Source organism: Pedobacter sp. GQ55, from assembly GCF_059758925.1.
Genome location: NZ_JCAXEI010000013.1, coordinates 1 through 20,016 on the forward strand (window position 1 = coordinate 1; position 20,016 = coordinate 20,016).

Here is a 20,016-nt window from a genome sequence, read left to right on the forward strand (position 1 = left end):
CCTTAAACCTTAACAATTTCATAATTCTATCTGACCAAATTTCTAATGGCACATATACATCTTTGCTGATTGAAAATATTTTTAAGTATATGAATAGAAGATCACTGTTAAAAGGCGGAATACTTGCCGGTATAAGTATGCCTTTTGTTGGTTTGCATGATGTTATTGCCAAGCCGATCGGAGGAGTAAAAAAATCGAAAAATATCATCATGATGGTAAGTGATGGCATGAGTACAGGAACATTAAATATGGCCGATCTATATGCTAACCGTACGTTTGGTATAGGAAGTAAATGGCTTGACTTATATAGAGATAACAAAGCTGTAAGAGCTTTGATGGATACGGCTTCGGCAAGTTCAATGGTTACTGATTCAGCAGCTGCCAGTTCATCCTGGGGTGGGGGAATGAGGGTGAGGAATGGCTCATTAAATGTTGGGATGAGAGGTGAGAAACCTCAGCCAATACTTCAGAAATTTAAAGAGAGTGGAAAGAAAGTTGGCTGTGTAACTACAGTTCCAATTACCCACGCTACACCGGCAGGCTTCTGTGTAAATATAGACAACCGCGATGGACAAGCCTTAATCGCAGAGATGTATTTAGAACTAAAGTTTGATGTGATGATGGGAGGTGGAAGCAAATATTTTGATTCAAAAAGAAAAGATGGCAGCATTATACCTAAATACCTTACCCAAGGATTTAAAGTGGCAGAAAACCGAACTGAAATGCTTGCTCTTGATAAATTAAAACCGGTTTTGGGATTGTTTGCTGAAGATGGTTTGCCTTATGAAGTAGATCGGAAAAATGATCCAGAATTGATGAAAACTGTACCTTCAATAGCTGATATGACGATGAAGGCCATAGAATTAATGAAGGACCATAAGAATGGTTTTGCACTACAGGTTGAAGCAGGAAAAGTAGACTGGGCTGCGCATTCAAATGATGTTGCTGGTTTAATATTTGATCAATTGGCTTTTGATGAAGCAGTTGGGAAAGTAATAGAGTTTGCTGAAAAGGATGGAGAAACTTTGGTAATCATAACAACAGATCATGGCAATTCTAATCCAGGGCTTTTTTATGCTGATGAAGCCGACAAAAAATTTGACAATCTACAGCGTTTTAAGCATAGTAATACCTGGCTGCTCACTCAACTGAACCAATCGTTTAGTGAGCAAAAGATTACAGAGATAATTAGGGAAAGTCAGGGATTGGAGATGAAACTAGAAGATGTAAACTCTTTAGTTGCTCATTTTAAAGATATCGCTCCCGGACAATTATACAACGAGTCGAATCTTCCATTTTATGAATATGGAAAGATTATAGGCAAGTATACCGATGTGCAGTGGGCAGGAATGAACCATACCGGAGATTACGTGGAGCTAACAATGTTTGGCCCCGGCTCAGAACAGTTAACCCCTTTCATTAAAAACTATGAGCTTCATAATTTTATGTTAAATGCAGCAGAAATGCCAGCGCATTTTTTAGTTAAAGCTTAAAAGGTAATTAAAAATAAGAAAGCCATCTGATAATTATCAGATGGCTTTCTTATGTGCGCCGGGCATGGCGATCAACTATAGGGTGGAAATCCCGAGCCCACTTTGCAGTAGGAAGGGTTAGCCAAGAGCAAGGGTGTCGCGGGTGACTGCGAATCTAAAGGAAGCTGGCGGCAAATATGGGGGCCTACGAACAGAAACTGTATATAAGGCGAAATGATGTGGGTGATGTTGCATAACAAACAAAAGCCCCATACTGCACGGAACATCATAACGTAAATACAGAGGCTAGATCCATAGAAAGTTGATAGTCTTACCCCGGGAGATCTGTAAGCAATCTGTTGAAGGTATGCGCGAATGCCGGAAAAGAAACAATAGTCAGAGTCAAAGGACAATGATTAACTGGTGCTTACAGAAGTCAGCAGAGGTCGTAGTACTGTTTTTTTTTTTAAGGGACAGGAAGGGCTGAATGTTAGGATGGCAAAGGAAACAGGAAATTTATGGCGAGACGATCACAACAGAAACTCTTAAGAAAACTGCCTTTGAGAGGATAGGCCGGAAGCCGAAAGTAACAACAAAGGAGAGTTGAGTTTAGCCATGCAACCAATGGGCACAATGCTTGGGAAGGAAGTTTTTTTTTTTTAGTAGTATGCTTGAAGAGATATTAGACATCCGTAATGTACAAAAAGCCTTTCGGCAGGTGACTGCCAATAAAGGAGCCAGTGGTATAGATGGTATGCAGACCGATGAACTTCGTGACTACCTGAATACGAACTGGCAGACATTACGGTCTAATATATTAACAGGTAATTACAAACCACGGGCCGTACGCAAGGTAGAAATACCTAAGGCTGGAGGAAATGGTTTGAGGATGATCGGGATTCCCACTGTCGTGGACAGGTTGCTGGGGCAGGCGATCGCACAATGGCTAAGCCCAAGATATGAGCCCAACTTTTCAGGAAATAGTTATGGATTCAGACCTGGGCGCAATGCGCATCAGGCAGTTCTGAATGCACAGCGTAACTTAAACTCAGGTCACAGATGGATCATAGAACTAGATCTGGAAAAGTTCTTCGATCGGGTAAACCACGACAAAGTGATGCACTCACTATCGGCAAAAGTAAAGGATAAACGTACACTGAAGTTAATCCGAAGCTTTCTGAGCAGTGGCATTATGGAAAACGGATTGGTCAGCCCTCGTAATGAAGGTACAGTTCAAGGCTCCCCACTCAGCCCCCTGATCTCCAACATCCTCCTTGATCAACTGGATCAGGAATTGGAAAAGCGTGGACATGTGTTCGTACGCTATGCCGACGATATCAGTATCTATGTGAAGAGTAAGAAATCCGCCTTAAGGGTAATGGGATCGATTACATCTTTTATAGAAAAAGATCTGAAGCTAAAGGTCAACGGGCAGAAGAGCAAGGTAAGTAGGCCGGGCAGGAGCACACTATTAGGCTTCTCATTCTATGGAAGTAAAACAGGGTGGGAAATTCGGATAGCCCCCAAAGCACTCAGGAGCATTAGGGAGAAAATGAAGCAGCATACCAAACGCAATGACCCTATCGGGATAAAAGATAGGATCAGGAAAATCGAATTAAGTATTAGAGGCTGGATCAATTATTTCGCACTGGCGAAAGCCAAGAATCAGATGTTGAAACTTGACGAGATGATGCGAGTACGCTTACGGATAATTATCTGGAAGCAATGGAAGCATGCAAAAACGCGGCAACGTAACCTAATGAAGCTCGGCATCAGCAGAGGAAAAGCTTACGAATGGTCACATACCCGCAAGGGTTACTGTAGGACGGCCCATAGCCCGATACTACAGCGAAGTGTAACTAATGCTTACCTGAATGGGCTGGAATACACTGGGTTCGCGAACTACTACTATTGGAAAACAGCGCACCAAACGAAGTTATTCTAACAAACCGCCGTATGCCGAACGGCACGTGCGGTGGTGGGAGAGGACAGTAGGGGAAATAATCCCCTACTTCCTACTCGATTTACTGAGGAATTGCCGTAAATTGAATTAAATATTATTCCTATGAAAAAGCTATCTAAATTATGTCTGCTCTCGATGTTCCTTTTTGCTTGTGTATCAACCCAAAAACTATACGAGAAGGGAGAGTATGATAAAGCCTTTTATGCTGCAATTAGTGATCTTAAAAAGAATCCATCCAATTCTGATGCTTTAAAAATTCTTCCCAATGCATACAAAGAAGCCTCGACCAGATATGAACAGGATATTCTGGCAGCGAAAGGAGGAAAGGGTAGAAAATCGGAACAATTTGCAAATATTTATACCGGTTACTTCTCCATGCAAAAAATGTACGATGGTTTTAAGAATTCAGGTGTAAAGATAAGCACTTTCACTCCCAAAAATTATGAGAACGAATTAAATCAGGCGGCTTTGAGTGCTGCTGAAGCTCATTATAATAGAGGAATTGTGCTGATGAATAGGCAAGATCGGGTTAGCGCCCGTAAGGCATATAACAACTTAAAACTAGCAGATGAATATGTTCCGGGCTATAAAGATGTGATAGAAAAGAAACAAGAAGCTCATGAAGCTGCTATTACCAATGTTTTGGTTACTAAGTTTGATCAGCGTTTCGGATATTATTCAATAGATGGAAGTTTTTTTGAAAGAGATATTTTATGGAACTTAAATTCAATTGGCAATTCTAATTATTATGAATTTTATACTGGAAATGAGGGGCAAAATAGAAGAATTGATCAGAATTTAGAACTCTCGACGTATGACATCTGGTTCAGCAACCTGGCTACCAATAATTATTCATATAGAGTTTCTAAAAAGATTCCTGTTAAAAGCGATAAAATGACGGGCAGCACCAGCACAATTACTGTTACAGCAACTATAAGTGCTGTAAGAAGAATTATAAATTCAAGAGCCATAATGGATTACAGAATCACAGATGCTGTATCAAGAAAGTTGATTGCATCTGACCGAATTCCGGCACAATACACCTGGGAAAGCATCACCGGCAAATACACTGGCGATTCAAGGGCTTTAAGTGCAAAAGATTGGGATATAGTTAGGGGGAATTTTAACAACAGACCTGACTATAATGAATTGTACAGAGAACTTACCCGTCAGATCATGACTCAGTTTAACTTTAGGATGCGGGATATTTATCGTTAATGTTCAAATTAAAATGGGGGTGTCCAAAAAGAAATGACGACCTTCTCTTTAGACACCCCCTTTAGTGTGATCAAAGCGGTGTCAGGTATTGAGTATAGGAATATCCTGCAGCCCCATTATCAGTTTTAATTTCCCACCATTGATCATTTGCTTTGCTAACCAATGTAACCACTTCGTGCCTGGCTGCTTTGCCTACAATTTCAGCATCGGTACTAGGGCCGCTGCGAATATTTAAGTTTGAGCTGTTGGTTGTTACTTTTAGTTTTGAACCTTCTGTAACGCCAGCTACGCTATTGATATTCATTACTAGATCACCAGAAGAATAATTGGGATCGAGACGTCCATACGTGTCCCACAGTTGTTGTTTTATTGAACCACTGGCATCGCCATCAATATAGAGCACACCTTCCTGCTCACGTACATTTAGATTGTTTACCCCCTGTGCAGTAGCGGTATCTATCAATTCTTTATATTTTTCTTGTAAAGCCATTTTATATATCTCCTTTAACTATTTAATAACCAGTTGTGAATTGTCTACTTTTTTAGGTTTCAACGCATTTAAAGCCATCATCAATTTCTGGAGATTTGCTTTTTGGATTTCACCCTTTAATGTAACTACGCCATCATTTACCGTTGCAGTTACTGTGGGGAAGTCTTTTGTCGCATCCTTAACAGCATTGGTAAGCACATCAGTAGCGGCTACAGGTACGTTCGGAGTTTCGGGCACAATAGTCAGATTGTTTACAACTGATTTAACCCCGGCAACTCCTGCAACAGTTTTATCGACGTCTGCTTTAGTTGCATCATCAGGAACGTGTCCCGATATTGTTGCTACGCCTTTTTCAACAGTTACAGCCGCTTCGGCTATGTGTGGATTTGAAAGTAGTGCGGTTTCCACTGCTGCTTTTACAGCATCATCTTTTGGGCCACTTTTGCAGCTGATAAGTGTGGTTCCCATGATGATCAGGGCAACCAAGAGCGCGGTTGTTTTCATTGTCAGATTTTTCATACGGTTTATATTTTGGTTTTAAGTTTGGTTGACATGTCTATTCGTCTTATCTAAAGAAGGATAGCACACCATACCTAAATGATAAAACAATGGTCAAATGAAATTGTTTTATCAGCTGAAATTAAATCAAGTGATGGGAAATATTGTATGCAGTTTTGCCGTATCTTGGTTAAGTCAAACATCAATATTTTTATGGATTTATGCTTAAAAAAGTTTTGGAAAGAGGGTAGCGGAAGGCAATTAGCTGAATGGTCAGGAGCCGAACTCAATCTTAATACACCGAACAACTTTGTGGAACTGGCTAATAAATATGATGTTTTGGGTGATGAAGCAGTAAAAGAAATATTTAATGGAAGAAGTTTTAGTGAAGCCTATGTATATGTTACACAATTATCTAAAAATAAGATTCTTGAGGGTGATGACTTGCCGTATAACTTAAAGATAATGTTTTTAAATATGCAGGAGAAGCCTGCCTGGGTAAACGATGACTTAATAAAAATGGGCTGCAATTTATGTATGCGTAGCGGAACAAACGCACTCATCGCTTTGAGAGACTATAGCCTTATGAGCGGTTATGATTATGCTTACTTAAATAAGGCACTTATATATACAGGAGCCCTGAAAAAGGGCCCTGCTAAAAGAATAACCGATACGCTGGATTTTTGGGTACACGTTACACGTGATAAAGCCTTGGAAATTAATGGACTAGGCTACCAGTATATTGCCAGAACGAGAATGATACATTCTTTTTCAAGATTAATGATCATAGAGAAATACGCAGATTGGGACAAAGAAAAATGGGGTGAACCGATTAATTTGGGTGATATGGTTGCCACCAATATCGGCTTCAGCCTTTTTTATCTTCATGGTCTTCATAAATTAGGTATGCACATCTCTGATAATGAAGAGTTTGGAGTTTTTCACCTTTGGAAATATGTTGGATATTTATTGGGAATCCCTGAGACCTACCTGCCAAGTAACAAAAAGGAAGCCACAGAAATGTTCTATTTATGGACGGATACACAAGTTTCTGCAGATGAAGATTCTGTGATGCTTGCTCAAGCCCTGGAAAATGAATCTATTGCTTCCAATATTTTTAAGAAAGCCTATCAAAAGAATTTCATTAAGTACCTTCATACTTGCTATGTTCGGTTTTTAATTGACGAAGAAACCTGCAATAGACTTAAGATTTCTAAAATTAAGATGTATTCTCTTTTCCCGATATTTAGAAAGTTGCGTAATAAGCTTTTGCAAAAAATGACTAGCATAAGCAGTAAAAACTATCAACGAGCCGTATACATAGGTAGTATCCTTCAGACAAAAATTTCTGAAGAGTATTTAAAAGCAGATAGTAACATCCATTCCAAATAAAATATAGCTTTTCAGTTCTTGTGATTTTCCAAAAAGTTTAAAAGATTAATCATTTATGTCATTTAAGACTAGGGGAAGACAATTCATTATGTCAAAAAGTATAAATATAAGTGCCTTTTGGTAAAATGGAAATTATTGACCAATGCTTAGGTTTGTTTTAGTCAATAGAGTGAGTAAGACCTTACAACTCTTTACCTCAATTCTATTATAACCTAAATATAAACCAAATCTAAACAAGTTATGAAAAGGAAAAGATTGCTTTTTTTTATCAGAAGGGGCGGATCATGCCTGGTTATGTCTTTGATATTCTATTTACCAGCACATTCAAAGACATTCACAAAAGAAAATTTATATGGATATTATGCCCAACAGCAAGGAGTTACTTCAGGAAAGGTAGTGGACCTTCAGGATGGAAAACCATTAACTGGAGTTACGGTTGCTGTAAAAGGTACAAATCAGAAAACAACTACTAATAACGAAGGAAACTATCAGTTAGCAGCAACATCCTCTGCTGTATTGGTTTTCTCGTCTGTGGGGTATCAAACTAAAGAAATTCCAGTAAATGACAGGTCTGTTATCAACGTTCAGATGGAATCTGCTAGTGAAAGACTGAATGAAGTAGTGGTTGTAAGTTATGGAACACAAAATAAAAGAGAAGTTACAGGAGCTGTAAGTCAGCTAAACACGAGTGAGGTTAAAGACATGCCGGTAGCTAACATCGGTCAGAAATTGCAGGGAAAATTTGCCGGTGTTCAAATCGCAAACAACTCCGGAGCTCCTGGTGCAAATATGTCATTTAGAATCAGGGGAGCGGCTTCGATCAACGCAGGAAATAATCCACTAATTGTAATTGACGGATTTCCATCCACTAGCGGACTTGAAACGATAAGTCCGGATGAAATAGCAAGTATTACCGTATTAAAGGACGCTTCTGCCTCTTCTTTATATGGTTCAAGAGCTTCAAATGGGGTAATTCTTGTAACTACTAAACAAGCCAAAAGTGGCCAAAAAAGTATCGAACTTAGTTCATATGCAGGGTTGGTGAGGGTATCTGACAGAGGTAAGCCTGATTTGATGAATGCACCTGAGTTTGCTCAGTTTAAGAAAGAATATTATGAAGATGCTGCCCGTTACGAAGGGTATGCCGGCGGTGTACCAGACGTGTATCAGAATCCGCAACAATACGGGGCAAATTCAGGTACCAATTGGTACGATGTTTTATTGAGGGATGCAATTACTCAAGATTATAACTTATCCTTATCATCAGGTGGAACTGATCTTAAATCAACCATTAATCTTAATTACAATAAGCAGGAAGGAGTAATCTTAAATACTTTTGCAAACCGAATAAGCGGCAGAACTAATAACATTTACACTGCTACAGATAAACTAACGATTGGATTTAATCTATCAGGTACTTACCGACGTAATCAGGTAACTCCTGGCCTTGATAATGGACGTGCCATTATTCAGCAGGCCTTCTTAATGGATCCAACGTTAAACTATAAAAATCCGGATGGTAGTTATCCAATTAGCTTTTCGCAACCTGGTATGTTCGCGAATCCCAATTTTTATCTGGTTTTAACTCAAAGGGTTAATCCTTCGGAGCAAACAACGGTTTTAGCCAATGCATTTGCCTCTTATAAAATTATTCCGGGATTAGAATATAAAATTAGTTTGAATGGAAATACGGAGAGTGCAATTAACAGGTCGTTTACGCCATCAACAGCACAGGGTGGTTTGGGTGGTGCTCCACCTCAGCCACCTACGGGAAGTTACGGTACCAATAGATTCTTAAATTTACTGGCAGAAAACACCCTTACTTATCAGAAAACCTTCAGTGAAAAACATAATCTGGATGCATTTGTAGGTTATACCTTTCAAAAATTCAGATCAGAGAACAGCAATATCCAGGCTTCTGAATTTCCAGATGATAATGTTCAATGGATAAATGCAGCAACTACCAGAATAGGGACTGCAGGTACTACAGAATCGTCATTGTTATCATATATAGGTCGTTTAAACTATAATTACGACAATAAATATTTGATTTCACTGGCTTTTAGAAGAGATGGTTCTTCAAGATTTGGATCTGATAACAAATATGGAAATTTTCCGTCGGTATCAGTAGGTTGGGTAGCCTCGGATGAGAAGTTTATGAAAGAACAGGATAAAATAAGTTTCTTAAAATTCAGAGCGAGTTATGGTAAAGTGGGAAATAACAATATTGGAGATTACACCTACCTGGCTGCTGTAAATTCTGATAACTATGTGTTTGGAAACCAGGTTACCCCAGGTAAATCTCTTAACGGGATTGGTAATTCGTTTCTTACCTGGGAGACTACATCTAGTTTTGATGCTGGTCTTGACCTTGGACTTTTTAATGACCGGTTAAGAATAACCTATGATTACTATTGGAAAAAAACAGATGGACTGCTTTATAATGTAGATATCCCAGTTCAATCGGGATTTAACAGTATTACATCAAATATTGGTCGTTTTGATTTTTGGGGCCATGAGCTGAGTTTGGAATCGAGAAATCTTAATGGTGAATTAAAATGGACCACAGGTTTAAACATTTCCTGTGATCGCAATAAGGTGATCAAATTAGGTACAAACAATGCTCCTATTGGAGGATATAGCCTTTATTGGGATGACAACAGAACCGCTGTAGGTAATCCAATCGGAATGTTTTATGGATATGTCAATACCGGTGTATACATGACCCAGGAAGAATTTGATACGCAACCGCATGGCGCAACTTCTATGGTAGGTACAGCAAGATTTAAAGACATTAGCGGACCGGATGGCATTCCTGATGGTATTATAGATGAAAATGACAGAACTTACATCGGTAACCCAAATCCTGATTTTACTTACGGATTAACGAATAGGTTTAGTTACAAAAACTTAGATCTAAGTATTGTTATTGCAGGTTCTGTAGGAAATGAAATAGCAGATGATGCTTTTCAATCTACCGAAAACCTGGATGGTGTATTTAATGTAAGAAAAGGCGTAGCTAATAGATGGCGCTCTATAGAAAATCCGGGAGATGGGATTTATCCGAGAACAAGAACCGGTACTACTGCCGACTTCCGTAATTTCACTTCCAGACAGGTATTTAGTGCTACTTATTTAGCTGTAAAGAACATAACATTGGGATATAAGCTGCCTTTTAAACCTAATGAGTATATCAAAAACGCGAGAGTATATTTCAGTACTCAAAACCCTTTAATTTTTACTAAATATCCAGGGATGAATCCTGAAGCAGGTATATCCGGACTTAACGGTTTAAGTCAGGGGCGCGATTTTACTTCTTATCCAATCTCTCAGATTTTTACGCTGGGACTTAACGTAGGCTTTTAATCTAGAAAAATAATCATGAAAAATAAAATATTATACATCGTGGCAGTTTCTATCGGATTTCTATCCTGTAAAAAAAGTGAGCTTGATCTTGTACCTAAGACAAGTATAAGTGCCCCAACTTTTTTCAAAAATGAAACTGAATTTCAGCAGGCTGTAGTGTCTGCGTACAGCAACCTTAGGGGAGTTGCTTTTACAGGTATTTATATGGACGAAATGCGTTCCGACAATACCTTCTTTAGTTATTATTCTTCAGACAGGGGATCCGAAATCAGTATAGAAGCAATGGCAGTTTTCCTTGACAATAGTTTATCAAGTGCAGAACGCAATAATGCAGGTAACAGGTATGGAAATGATTACTCTGGAATTGCCAAAGCAAATACGGTACTAACCAGACTTAAAGCAAACACGATTGGTCTTTCTCAGTCGTCTATGGACGATCTTTCGGGTCAGGCCTTATTTCTTCGTGCATACTATTACTTTGATCTTGTGACACATTATGGAGGTGTGCCTTTGCAATTGGAGGAGATCATATCAGAAACTGGTGCATTCTTGCCTAGAAACACAGTTGATGAAGTGTATGCACAAATTATTACAGATCTGAATGATGCCATAGCAAAGCTTCCGGTAGCAATTGCCTTCCCTCAAACAGGAAGAGTGAGTAAAGGTGCTGCCAAAATGTTGTTGGCCTATGCTTATATGTCTAAACCCACACGCGACTATGCTAAAGCGGAAACAGAGTTATTAGATATTACCAAGATGAATTATACACTTTTGCCAAATTATACTGATGTGTTTTCGCCAACAAATAAAAACAACAGCGAATCAATTTTTGAAGTACAATATAAGGCAGGTAATGATGGTCAGCAAAGTGATTTTATATGGAGGTTTATTCCGAAAACTACCAATACAGAAGTTATTCTTGGATTGCATGGAACCAACCAAAGAGGAGGTATTACTAGTGGGGGATGGAATGTGCCTACGCAAGAAATGGTGAGTTCATATGAAAGTGGCGATAAAAGATTACCAGCTTCGATTGGTGTAGCTATTGGTACTCAAACCGGAGATTCTTTTACAATAAGTTCAGTTGTTAGTTCTGTTAATTTCACTCCACCTGCGGGAAAAACATTTTATTATTTTATAAATAAATATGTGTTTCCACCATATACTGTTGAGTGGAATACCGATCAGAATTGGCCGGTTTACCGTTACTCAGGTGCTTTATTATTGCTTGCAGAATGTTTGATAAAGCAGGGTAAAAATGTCGAAGCATTGCCTTATTTGAATCAGGTAAGAAAAAGAGCAGGATTACCAAACCTGGCTTCTGCTAATGAAGATAACGTAGCGAACGAAATGCGACATGAACTTGCTTTTGAAAACCATCGCTGGACTGATCTTATTCGTAATGGAAAGGCAGTAGAAACTTTAAATGCGAAAGGGAAGCAGCTTAAAAGCCTTTATGGCTGGTTATTACCAACCTCATTTAATGTAACTAATAATAGATTGATTTATGCAATACCATCTAGAGAGGTACAGATAAATAGTAATCTGGTGCAAAATCCAGGATATTAATACATACGCCGTCATCTCTACTATTGTCGAGATGACGGCAACTTTTAACAAATAATTAAGAAATATGAATTATCTAATAAGATCTTTTTGCTTTATTATTGCCGTTATTCTAAGTACTTCATGTTTCTCTCAAACAGAGCGCTGGAAAGCAGAATGGATTGGAATTCCTCATGCAGAAAAAGATACTAATGTATGGACATCCTTTCGAAAGCAGATTTCTATTGATAAAATTCCAAATAAGGTGCTTACCAAAATTAGCACCGATTCTAAGTATTGGGTTTGGGTGAATGGGAAAATGATCGTATTTGAAGGTCAATTAAAAAGGGGGCCTAATCCACGTGATACCTATTATGATGAAATTGATCTGGCACCCTATCTTACCAAAGGAAAAAATACGATCTCTGTATTAACCTGGTATTGGGGAAGAGATGGTTACGACCATAAAAATAGTGGCAAGGCTGCTCTTTTGTTTGAGATGGCAGCAGGAAACAAAGAAATTATATCAAACTCAACATGGAAAGGGATAAGGCATCCGGCTTTTGGCAATACCGGAGCGCCCTTTCCAAATTATCGCTTGCCCGAGTTTAATATTTATTTTGATGCTCAGAAAGATATGCCGCTTTGGAACCAGCCAGACTTTGATGATCATGCCTGGATAAATGCTACCTCCTATGGTGTAGCACCAGTTTCTCCATGGAATAACCTGGTGAAAAGACCCATACCGTTTTGGAAAGATTCGGGACTTTTACATTATACTAATAATACTAGCCTGCCAAAGGCCAGTGATGGCACTTCGATTGTTGCCAAACTGCCTAAAAATGTATCTATTACTCCATATTTAAAGATCGATGCTCCAGCTGGTTTGAAAATAGATATCCGAACAGATAACTATAAAGGTGGCAGTGAGTATAACGTTCGGACAGAATATATTACAAAAGAAGGTATACAGGAGTTTGAAACATTTGGATATTTAAACGGACATGAGGTTCACTATTCCATTCCTAAGGGCGTGAAAATTATTGACTTGAAATACCGTGAAACCAGATATGATACAGAACAGATAGGTAAATTTAAATCAGATGATCCTTTTTATAACCGTCTTTGGGAAAAATCATATAACACGCTAAATGTTAATTTGAGGGATGCAATTCAAGATCCGGATAGGGAAAGGGCACAATGGTGGGGTGATGTGGTAATACTAATGGGTGAAATTTTGTATGCCTGCGATAGAAATGGAGAATTAGTTATTAATAAGGCAATTCGTAACCTTGTTGACTGGCGAAAACCTGATGGGGTATTGTATTCCCCTGTTCCTTCGGGTAGTTGGCATGGCGAACTTCCAGCTCAAATGCTTGCCAGTGTGGGCAAATATGGTTTTTGGAATTATTATCGTTACACTGGAGACACAGCTATGATTCGGCATGTTTATCCAACAGTGAGAAAATATTTGCAATTGTGGCATTTAGGAGAAGACGGTTTGGTGATACATCGGCCGGGAGGATGGGACTGGATGGATTGGGGGGATGATATCGATACTCCATTACTTGAGAATGCATGGTATTATATGGCCGTTGAAACTGCAGTAAAAATGGCAGAGCTAACAGGGAATCAAGGTGATGTAAGAGACTACCGGGAGCTATTGAAATCTATAAAGTTAAATTTTAATAGAAAATTATGGAATGGTAGTGCTTATAAAAGCCCAACAAATAAGGGAGTTATTGATGACAGGGGGAATGGATTAGCTGTGGTAGCAGGCTTAGCAGATAGTGGAAAATACGAAGCCATTAAAAATGTATTAAAAACCGAATTCCATGCAAGTCCTTATATGGAAAAGTATATAATGGAGTCTTTCTTTATTATGCATGACGCGAAGGGCGGATTGGAAAGAATGAAGAAGAGATATTGCAATATGGTTGAAAGCCATCTCACTACACTATGGGAAGGCTGGGGGATAGGATCCGAAGGCTATGGCGGGGGCTCGTATAATCATGGTTGGTCTGGTGGCCCATTAACACTTTTAAGCCAGTATGTTGCCGGGATTGCTCCGGAAGCGACCGCCTATAAAACGATTAGTATACTACCTCAACCCGGAAACTTACGTGAAATCTATTGTGTTACGCCTACTGTAAAAGGAAATATTACTTTGGATTTGAAAAGAAAAGATAACAAACTCACCTTGTTTGTTGATATCCCAACCAATACCCTGGCTAAAATAGGTATACCTAACATGGAATCTGATTTATCCAATATATCATTAAATGGGAAACTGTTTGTAGAGAATAAGAAAAGTGTTAAGAAACATCCCGGGGCTACATTTAAAGGAGAGGATAGAAATTATTTCCTGTTTGATGTTAAACCCGGTAAGTGGTCATTTGTTTTGTATTAGAATCATTAATAAAAATAACTATATTGATATTGTTCAAACTCGGGGGTATATGATTAATTCATTATCCCCGAGTTTATTTGAACTAGGGTAAAGGAGGGTTTTTAGAATAGATCAATGGATTTTGTTCATCATCTTTTAGCAGGTCGCCTACTTCCAGCTTAGCTACCTGCTCATCAGACAGGATATTCTGGATTCCATTAAATACAGCGCCATCAGGCATAAAAGCACAGGTCATAGCCCTGCGGAAACCTTTGGTCATGTTAGCACCTGCTCCATGTATTGTTAACCCATTGTGAAAAGAACAGCTACCCGCTTTCATAGGAACAGCCTTGGAATCAGAAGAAGAGAGTTGCGGATAAAACTTAAATACCTCATCCATATTCTTGCCGATACCGGGGTTTTCAAAGGATGTAGCATGATAAGAACCAGGAAGAAAATACAAACATCCATTCTCTAGTGTGGCATCGTCAAGTGCAACCCAGATGGATAAAGCGCGTCGATCGGAAAAGGACCAAAACGGGGTATCTAAGTGCCACGAAGTAGGGTTGGCCCATGGCCGTTTTATCAAGGCCTGATCATGCCATACCCGTATTCCATCGCAACCAGATAAATCGGCAACCATTTTACCAAGATTTTCATCGAGTATTAACTGTTTTACCTTTTCATTGGTTTGCCATAGGTTGAGCATTTGATCGAATACCTTTCCAAAATAGTCGGCATTTTTATTAATCCCATCCTCCTCACCGGTTTTGGTGTCTTTCCCGGGTAGTTTTCTACCATCGCGTTGAACGATTGCCTCGGTAACCGCTTCGCGCCAGATTTCTAATTCATCCTTATCTAAAAAATCTTCAATAAGCAAAAAGCCATTCTTTCTGTAATCCTCAATTTGTTGTTGTGTGATTTGTGTCTTCATGTGTTTTTACAAAAGGTTATTGATACGAATTTACCGCGTTGGTTTGAAAAATATACTACCAATAATTTGTTATTATTTGCACTTTCTGATATTATAAAGCCCCTTCATATTTTCTTGAATTCAATTTAAAATCGTTAAATTCAATATACATTTGCAGTTAGCTTTATCAAATCTATATCAGGATGAAAAAAATCACAATAATGGCCTTTCTAATCTGTACTGCATTTATTTCTTATAATGCAGAGGCTCAGAAAGTAAATAAAAACTACGATGAGGAATTAGCTAAAGAACTTAAAGCTGATGAGTACGGAATGAAGAAATACATTCTGGTGATTTTAAAAACAGGTTCTGCTAAAGATTTGCCTAAACTTACATTAGATAGTATTTTTAAAGGACATATGGGTAATATCGGCAGACTAGTTAATGAAGGGAAACTGATTGTTGCCGGGCCACTTGGTAAAAATGACAACGCTTATCGTGGTATTTTCATTTTTGACGTAGAAACTGCTGAGGAAGCACAAAAGTTAGTAGAAACGGATCCTGTTATTATAAGCAAAGTAATGGCCGCAGAGTATTATCCGTGGTATGGCTCAGCAGCATTGAAGGAAACCGTGAAAATCCATAGTAAAATAGAAAAGAAAAGTCACTAGGTTAAATGGCAATTTTCTTTTGAGGGAACTGCTCAGTATGAGACAATATCATGTGAAGTATATAATCATTAGAAGGGTAGGGCTGTAGAGCCGATTTTAGCTCCTCAGGCGCGTTAATATCTGTATGATGTGAAATGTATCCCATGCCATAGAATTTTCCTTCCTCTACAAGCAAACAGCTTTGTTCGTCTTCAGTTCTTCCTTTATCAATAACGGCAAAAGTTGGTAGCATCTTTTTCAAATCTTCAATTGCATATTTAACCCTTACGTTGTAGGCAGCAGCAGATTCTTTACCTACGCAAGCACCCGTACATTTACCCTCGTCATGAGCGGTACAAGCCTGTCTATTTTTCTGAATAAAGCAAAGCTTTTCACAAAGCAAATGTTCTTTAATTAATACCTTTAAAAGGTTATGTCCCTCTAGTATTGTATTAAAACTATACAGGGCCGGTGCATTTTTTTTAAATTTATCTATGCCCAATCTTATATAACCCTTCTGATCTTCGAAGGCATATAAGCTGTATTTCTGTTCAAAACGCTTTAAAGCCCGGTTGTTGGCCGGCCATAGTTTTTTGATTTCTGTAGCTTCCAAAATAAAAGCCATCAGTTCCGTACCACATACTTCAAAATCCACACTGTAGATGTCCTTAAGGAAATCCTGTCGCTGTTTAGTTGTGCTATTCCCTGTAAAATGAGAACAAACCCGTTTTTTCAGGCTTTTGGCTTTGCCAATGTAAATCACTTTACCTTTTTGATCTTTAAAATAATATACACCAGGGTTTAAGGGCAACTTTTCTACCTCCGATTTTGGCAAGTTAGGGGGTAAGGCTTGCTCTTTTGAGGTTTTTCTTAAAGATTGATTGATAATTCCTTCAGTATCTGCTTGTAAAAGCATGCCCAATAGAATTGCCGTAGCGGCAGCATCTCCACCTGCACGGTGCCTGTTGTTTATCTCTATGCCTAAACCATTACAAAGCTTACCCAGACTGTAAGAGCGATGACCGGGAAGTATTTTACGGCTAAGCCTTACGGTACAAAGTTTATTGCACTGCAGCTGATAACCCGCCAATGATAACTGATGTTTAACAAATGAAAAATCGAAATTTACATTGTGCGCAACAAAAGTTTTATCATGCAACAATTCATATACTTTTGGAGCTATATCATTAAATAATGGGGCATCCATTACCATTTCATTGCTTATACCGGTTAATGCCTGTATGTATTCAGGAATCTCTTGAGCAGGATTAATTAGCGTTTCAAAAGTATTTATTACAGAAACACCATCATGAATGAGAATTGAAATCTCTGTGATTCCATTTCCTGAAGCAAAGCCACCTGTTGTTTCTATATCTACTACCGCGTAAAGCATGTTTTTTAAAAGCCTTTATGAATTGTAAATATGCTAATAATTTTAGTAATAAATCAAATTATTGGGATTTAGTAAGTTTTTTGTTCTCGGTAATAGACTTTAACAAAAATTGTCCCAGATCACTTTTATGGTATTTAATTAACAATAATGAAAAGTGTGGCATATAAATAGCTTATAATTAACTTAAAAGAGTTAGTGAAATGTCCAGAAAAATATTAGCAGTTGACGACGATAGTGATATAGTTGATATTATTAAAATTGTATTGGAGGGTGAGGGTTTCGAGGTATCTACTTTAACCAGTGGAAGAAATGTATTAAATGTAATATCATCGTTAAGGCCTGATCTGGTATTGTTAGATGTGATGCTTGGTGGAATTGATGGCAGAGACATTTGCAAAGCAATAAAAGCACACTCTTTGTTTAAAAATATTCCTGTTGTTATGATCTCTGCGAGTCACAATTTACAAAGTCTTTTAAAATTACCAGGCTCCCCTAATGACTTCCTTTCAAAGCCATTTGATATTGATAGTCTTGTTAAAAAAGTAAAAGCCCAATTCGCCGCCTAATTAGTTGCTAGGTGTACTAATTAATGTATAGATAGTACTAAATTGTATATAGTAAAATGCGGTTATTATTTGGTCTCAATTCTTATGGGATTACTTAATATTTTATGAATTGGGCATTTGTCTGCTATTTGCATTAAGCGTGTACGTTCTTCTTCAGTTAAGGTGCCAATCAGTTCAATTTTTCGCGTAATGGTTGTTTCCTTACTCATTTCCTTTTCCTCGCAAATTGCCAACTCTATTTTAATCGAATCTAAGTTATATTGTTTACGATCTGCATACATCCTAACAGTTATTGCAGTGCAACTTCCCAAGCTAGCTAGCAATAATGCTCCAGGCGTCATACCTTCGTCCGTTCCTCCTATCCTTTCCGGTTCATCAGAATAAATAAAATGGCCCCCTGCGTAAACTTTTGTTTTATAATGAGACCTGTCTAGTTCTGTAATTGCTGTAATTTGATTGTCTGCCATGTTTTAATGTTATGTAGATAAAGCTACAATTAAATTTAAGTATTTGACTTCATAAAATAATCATCCGGATTTAACAATAATATTGCAAGCACTTAAAATAGGCTAAACATATTATAACTTAATTTGTTATAGAAATAACTAACCAGATATCAGTATGTTAAGTAGCTATTTAAATTTCAGGTTTGATGTTCAGGGCAAGCCCATAAACGGATTTTGTATGCGCATACAGGATGATTTTCACGAAACCTATGCGGTAATAGTAGATGGCTACCATTCTTTTTGTGTGTGGTTAGATTCGACATCTACATGGAGATCTTCTAAACATACCAGTTTAGAACCTACTGCACTGGAACAGATTATCAGCAGAATAATATCAACAGAATCTAAATAATTCTGTACATCACGTTTCTTATCCAAAAAATAAATAAGCGAGGCCTATTGCTGTACATACCCCAACAAGATCGGCCAGTAGCATTGCGCCAATAGCATAACGGGTATTCTTAATACTTACAGAACCAAAATAAACTGCAACTACATAAAAAGTAGTGTCAGAGGCACCTTGGAAAATTCCAGAAAGCCTGCTTGCAAACGAATCCGGACCATAGGTTTCCATAGTACTCACCATCATTCCTCTTGCAGCACCACCACTTAATGGTCTTATTAAAGCCGTAGGTAAGCCTTCTACGAATCTGGTGTCGGCTCCTAAAAACGAGAAGAAATCTTTTATTCCCCCAATTATTACATCAAAGGTGCCACTGGTGCGAAGCATGCTTATTGCCACCAGCATCCCAACCAGATAAGGGATAATTTTAACTGCAGTTTCAAATCCATTTTTTGCTCCCTCAACAAATGCATCAAAAACATCAATCTTTTTATATAATGCCCCAAGTATAATCAACAGAAAAACCAAAAGTATAAGTCCGTTGCTTAAAATTCCTGAGAATGATTTTATTCCATCGGCATTAAGTGAAGTAATGTATAAAACCAATAATGCAATGATGAAAGAAAGGCTTAGAATCCAGACAATTACTACGGGTTGCAGCAGGTTAATCTTTTGTTTAAAAGAAACAATAAGCATTGCTGCCATGGTACCAACAAAAGTAACGATCAGACAAGGAATAAAAATATCAGTTGGATTGGAAGCATTTTGTGAAGCCCTGATTGCAATAACACTAACCGGAATTAAGTTTAAACCAGCTGCATGAAGGCAAAGAAACATGATTTGGGCATTCGATGCAGTATTTTTGCTTGGGTTTAACTCTTGCAGACTTTCCATAGCTTTTAAGCCAAAAGGAGTAGCTGCATTATCTAAGCCCAATAGATTAGCAGAAAAGTTCATAATCATGTGCCCCATAGAAGGGTGGCCTTTTGGAATATCCGGAAATAATTTAGAAAAGAAGGGTCCAACTATACGAGATAATAAACGGATGCCACCGGCTTTTTCAGCAATGCTCATCAAACCAATAAATAGTGCCAAAATACCTACTAGCTTAAGGCATAACTCTACCGAAACCCAGCAGGTCTCAATAATACCATCTAGTTTTAAAGGATTTGCAGGGTCATTGGCTTTACCAATGACCATCCAATTAAATATATCAGATTGTCCAAAAAAAAAGCACTTTATAGTGGCTACAACAATTGCAACAATGATAAAGGCCGACCAGATTTTACTTAATGCCATTTGGGATAGTTAG

Annotated in this window: 16 protein-coding genes; 10 read left to right on the forward strand and 6 right to left on the reverse strand. The window is 38.2% G+C overall.

Annotated elements, in window-relative coordinates; genetic code table 11:
• The 3 genes from AC6CH7_RS23315 to AC6CH7_RS23325 form a co-directional block, all read left to right on the forward strand.
• Positions 1-1,493: alkaline phosphatase (locus AC6CH7_RS23315; RefSeq protein WP_498264996.1), on the forward strand; the 1,493-nt coding region annotated here is incomplete at its 5' end.
• A gap of 646 nt (positions 1,494-2,139) precedes the next feature.
• Positions 2,140-3,417 (forward strand): group II intron reverse transcriptase/maturase, encoded by a 1,278-nt coding sequence (gene ltrA / locus AC6CH7_RS23320; protein WP_498264997.1) that lies wholly within the window; start codon positions 2,140-2,142, stop codon positions 3,415-3,417.
• Between the two features lie 120 nt (positions 3,418-3,537).
• A complete protein-coding gene (locus tag AC6CH7_RS23325; protein WP_498264998.1) occupies positions 3,538-4,653 on the forward strand; it encodes a hypothetical protein in 1,116 nt (371 codons plus the stop codon).
• 70 nt (positions 4,654-4,723) lie between these two features.
• Here the strand turns inward: AC6CH7_RS23325 and AC6CH7_RS23330 are convergent, their stop codons facing one another.
• Complete coding sequence (locus tag AC6CH7_RS23330; protein ID WP_498264999.1) at positions 4,724-5,143, reverse strand: SH3 domain-containing protein; 420 nt, start codon at positions 5,141-5,143, stop codon at positions 4,724-4,726.
• A gap of 18 nt (positions 5,144-5,161) precedes the next feature.
• Positions 5,162-5,662 carry a BON domain-containing protein gene (locus AC6CH7_RS23335; protein WP_498265000.1) on the reverse strand — a complete coding sequence of 167 codons (501 nt, stop codon included), beginning with the start codon at positions 5,660-5,662 and terminating at the stop codon, positions 5,162-5,164.
• A 192-nt stretch (positions 5,663-5,854) separates the two neighbouring features.
• Between AC6CH7_RS23335 and AC6CH7_RS23340 the strand changes: the two genes are divergently transcribed.
• The 4 genes from AC6CH7_RS23340 to AC6CH7_RS23355 all read left to right on the forward strand — a co-directional run bounded on the left by AC6CH7_RS23340 (position 5,855) and on the right by AC6CH7_RS23355 (position 14,354).
• Positions 5,855-7,033, forward strand: coding sequence for an oxygenase MpaB family protein (locus AC6CH7_RS23340; protein WP_498265001.1), 1,179 nt, complete (start codon positions 5,855-5,857; stop codon positions 7,031-7,033).
• Positions 7,034-7,273: 240 nt separating this feature from the next.
• On the forward strand, positions 7,274-10,399 hold the full coding sequence (locus AC6CH7_RS23345) for a SusC/RagA family TonB-linked outer membrane protein (protein ID WP_498265002.1): 3,126 nt from the start codon (positions 7,274-7,276) through the stop codon (positions 10,397-10,399).
• 15 nt (positions 10,400-10,414) lie between these two features.
• Positions 10,415-11,968 carry a RagB/SusD family nutrient uptake outer membrane protein gene (locus AC6CH7_RS23350; protein ID WP_498265003.1) on the forward strand — a complete coding sequence of 518 codons (1,554 nt, stop codon included), beginning with the start codon at positions 10,415-10,417 and terminating at the stop codon, positions 11,966-11,968.
• Positions 11,969-12,032: 64 nt separating this feature from the next.
• Entirely contained in the window at positions 12,033-14,354 is a 2,322-nt protein-coding gene (locus AC6CH7_RS23355) for an alpha-L-rhamnosidase-related protein (RefSeq protein WP_498265004.1), read from the forward strand.
• An 82-nt stretch (positions 14,355-14,436) separates the two neighbouring features.
• Here the strand turns inward: AC6CH7_RS23355 and AC6CH7_RS23360 are convergent, their stop codons facing one another.
• Positions 14,437-15,267 (reverse strand): phytanoyl-CoA dioxygenase family protein, encoded by an 831-nt coding sequence (locus tag AC6CH7_RS23360; protein ID WP_498265005.1) that lies wholly within the window; start codon positions 15,265-15,267, stop codon positions 14,437-14,439.
• Between the two features lie 182 nt (positions 15,268-15,449).
• Here AC6CH7_RS23360 and AC6CH7_RS23365 point away from each other — a divergent pair, with 182 nt between their 5' ends.
• Positions 15,450-15,917 carry a YciI family protein gene (locus tag AC6CH7_RS23365; protein ID WP_498265006.1) on the forward strand — a complete coding sequence of 156 codons (468 nt, stop codon included), beginning with the start codon at positions 15,450-15,452 and terminating at the stop codon, positions 15,915-15,917.
• 1 nt (position 15,918) lies between these two features.
• On the opposite strand, the gene AC6CH7_RS23370 is transcribed toward AC6CH7_RS23365, so the two are convergent.
• Positions 15,919-17,289, reverse strand: a complete 1,371-nt coding sequence (locus AC6CH7_RS23370) for an exonuclease domain-containing protein (protein WP_498265007.1) — start codon at positions 17,287-17,289, stop codon at positions 15,919-15,921.
• A gap of 200 nt (positions 17,290-17,489) precedes the next feature.
• Here AC6CH7_RS23370 and AC6CH7_RS23375 point away from each other — a divergent pair, with 200 nt between their 5' ends.
• On the forward strand, positions 17,490-17,855 hold the full coding sequence (locus tag AC6CH7_RS23375) for a response regulator (RefSeq protein WP_294873268.1): 366 nt from the start codon (positions 17,490-17,492) through the stop codon (positions 17,853-17,855).
• A gap of 65 nt (positions 17,856-17,920) precedes the next feature.
• On the opposite strand, the gene AC6CH7_RS23380 is transcribed toward AC6CH7_RS23375, so the two are convergent.
• Entirely contained in the window at positions 17,921-18,322 is a 402-nt protein-coding gene (locus tag AC6CH7_RS23380) for an OsmC family protein (RefSeq protein WP_498265008.1), read from the reverse strand.
• Between the two features lie 154 nt (positions 18,323-18,476).
• Here AC6CH7_RS23380 and AC6CH7_RS23385 point away from each other — a divergent pair, with 154 nt between their 5' ends.
• The gene (locus AC6CH7_RS23385; protein ID WP_048906181.1) at positions 18,477-18,713 is read left to right on the forward strand and encodes a hypothetical protein; all 237 of its coding nucleotides are present in this window, start codon (positions 18,477-18,479) and stop codon (positions 18,711-18,713) included.
• A gap of 18 nt (positions 18,714-18,731) precedes the next feature.
• Here AC6CH7_RS23385 and AC6CH7_RS23390 read toward each other — a convergent pair whose 3' ends face one another.
• Positions 18,732-20,003, reverse strand: coding sequence for a nucleoside recognition domain-containing protein (locus AC6CH7_RS23390; RefSeq protein ID WP_498265009.1), 1,272 nt, complete (start codon positions 20,001-20,003; stop codon positions 18,732-18,734).
• Positions 20,004-20,016: the final 13 nt, after the last annotated feature.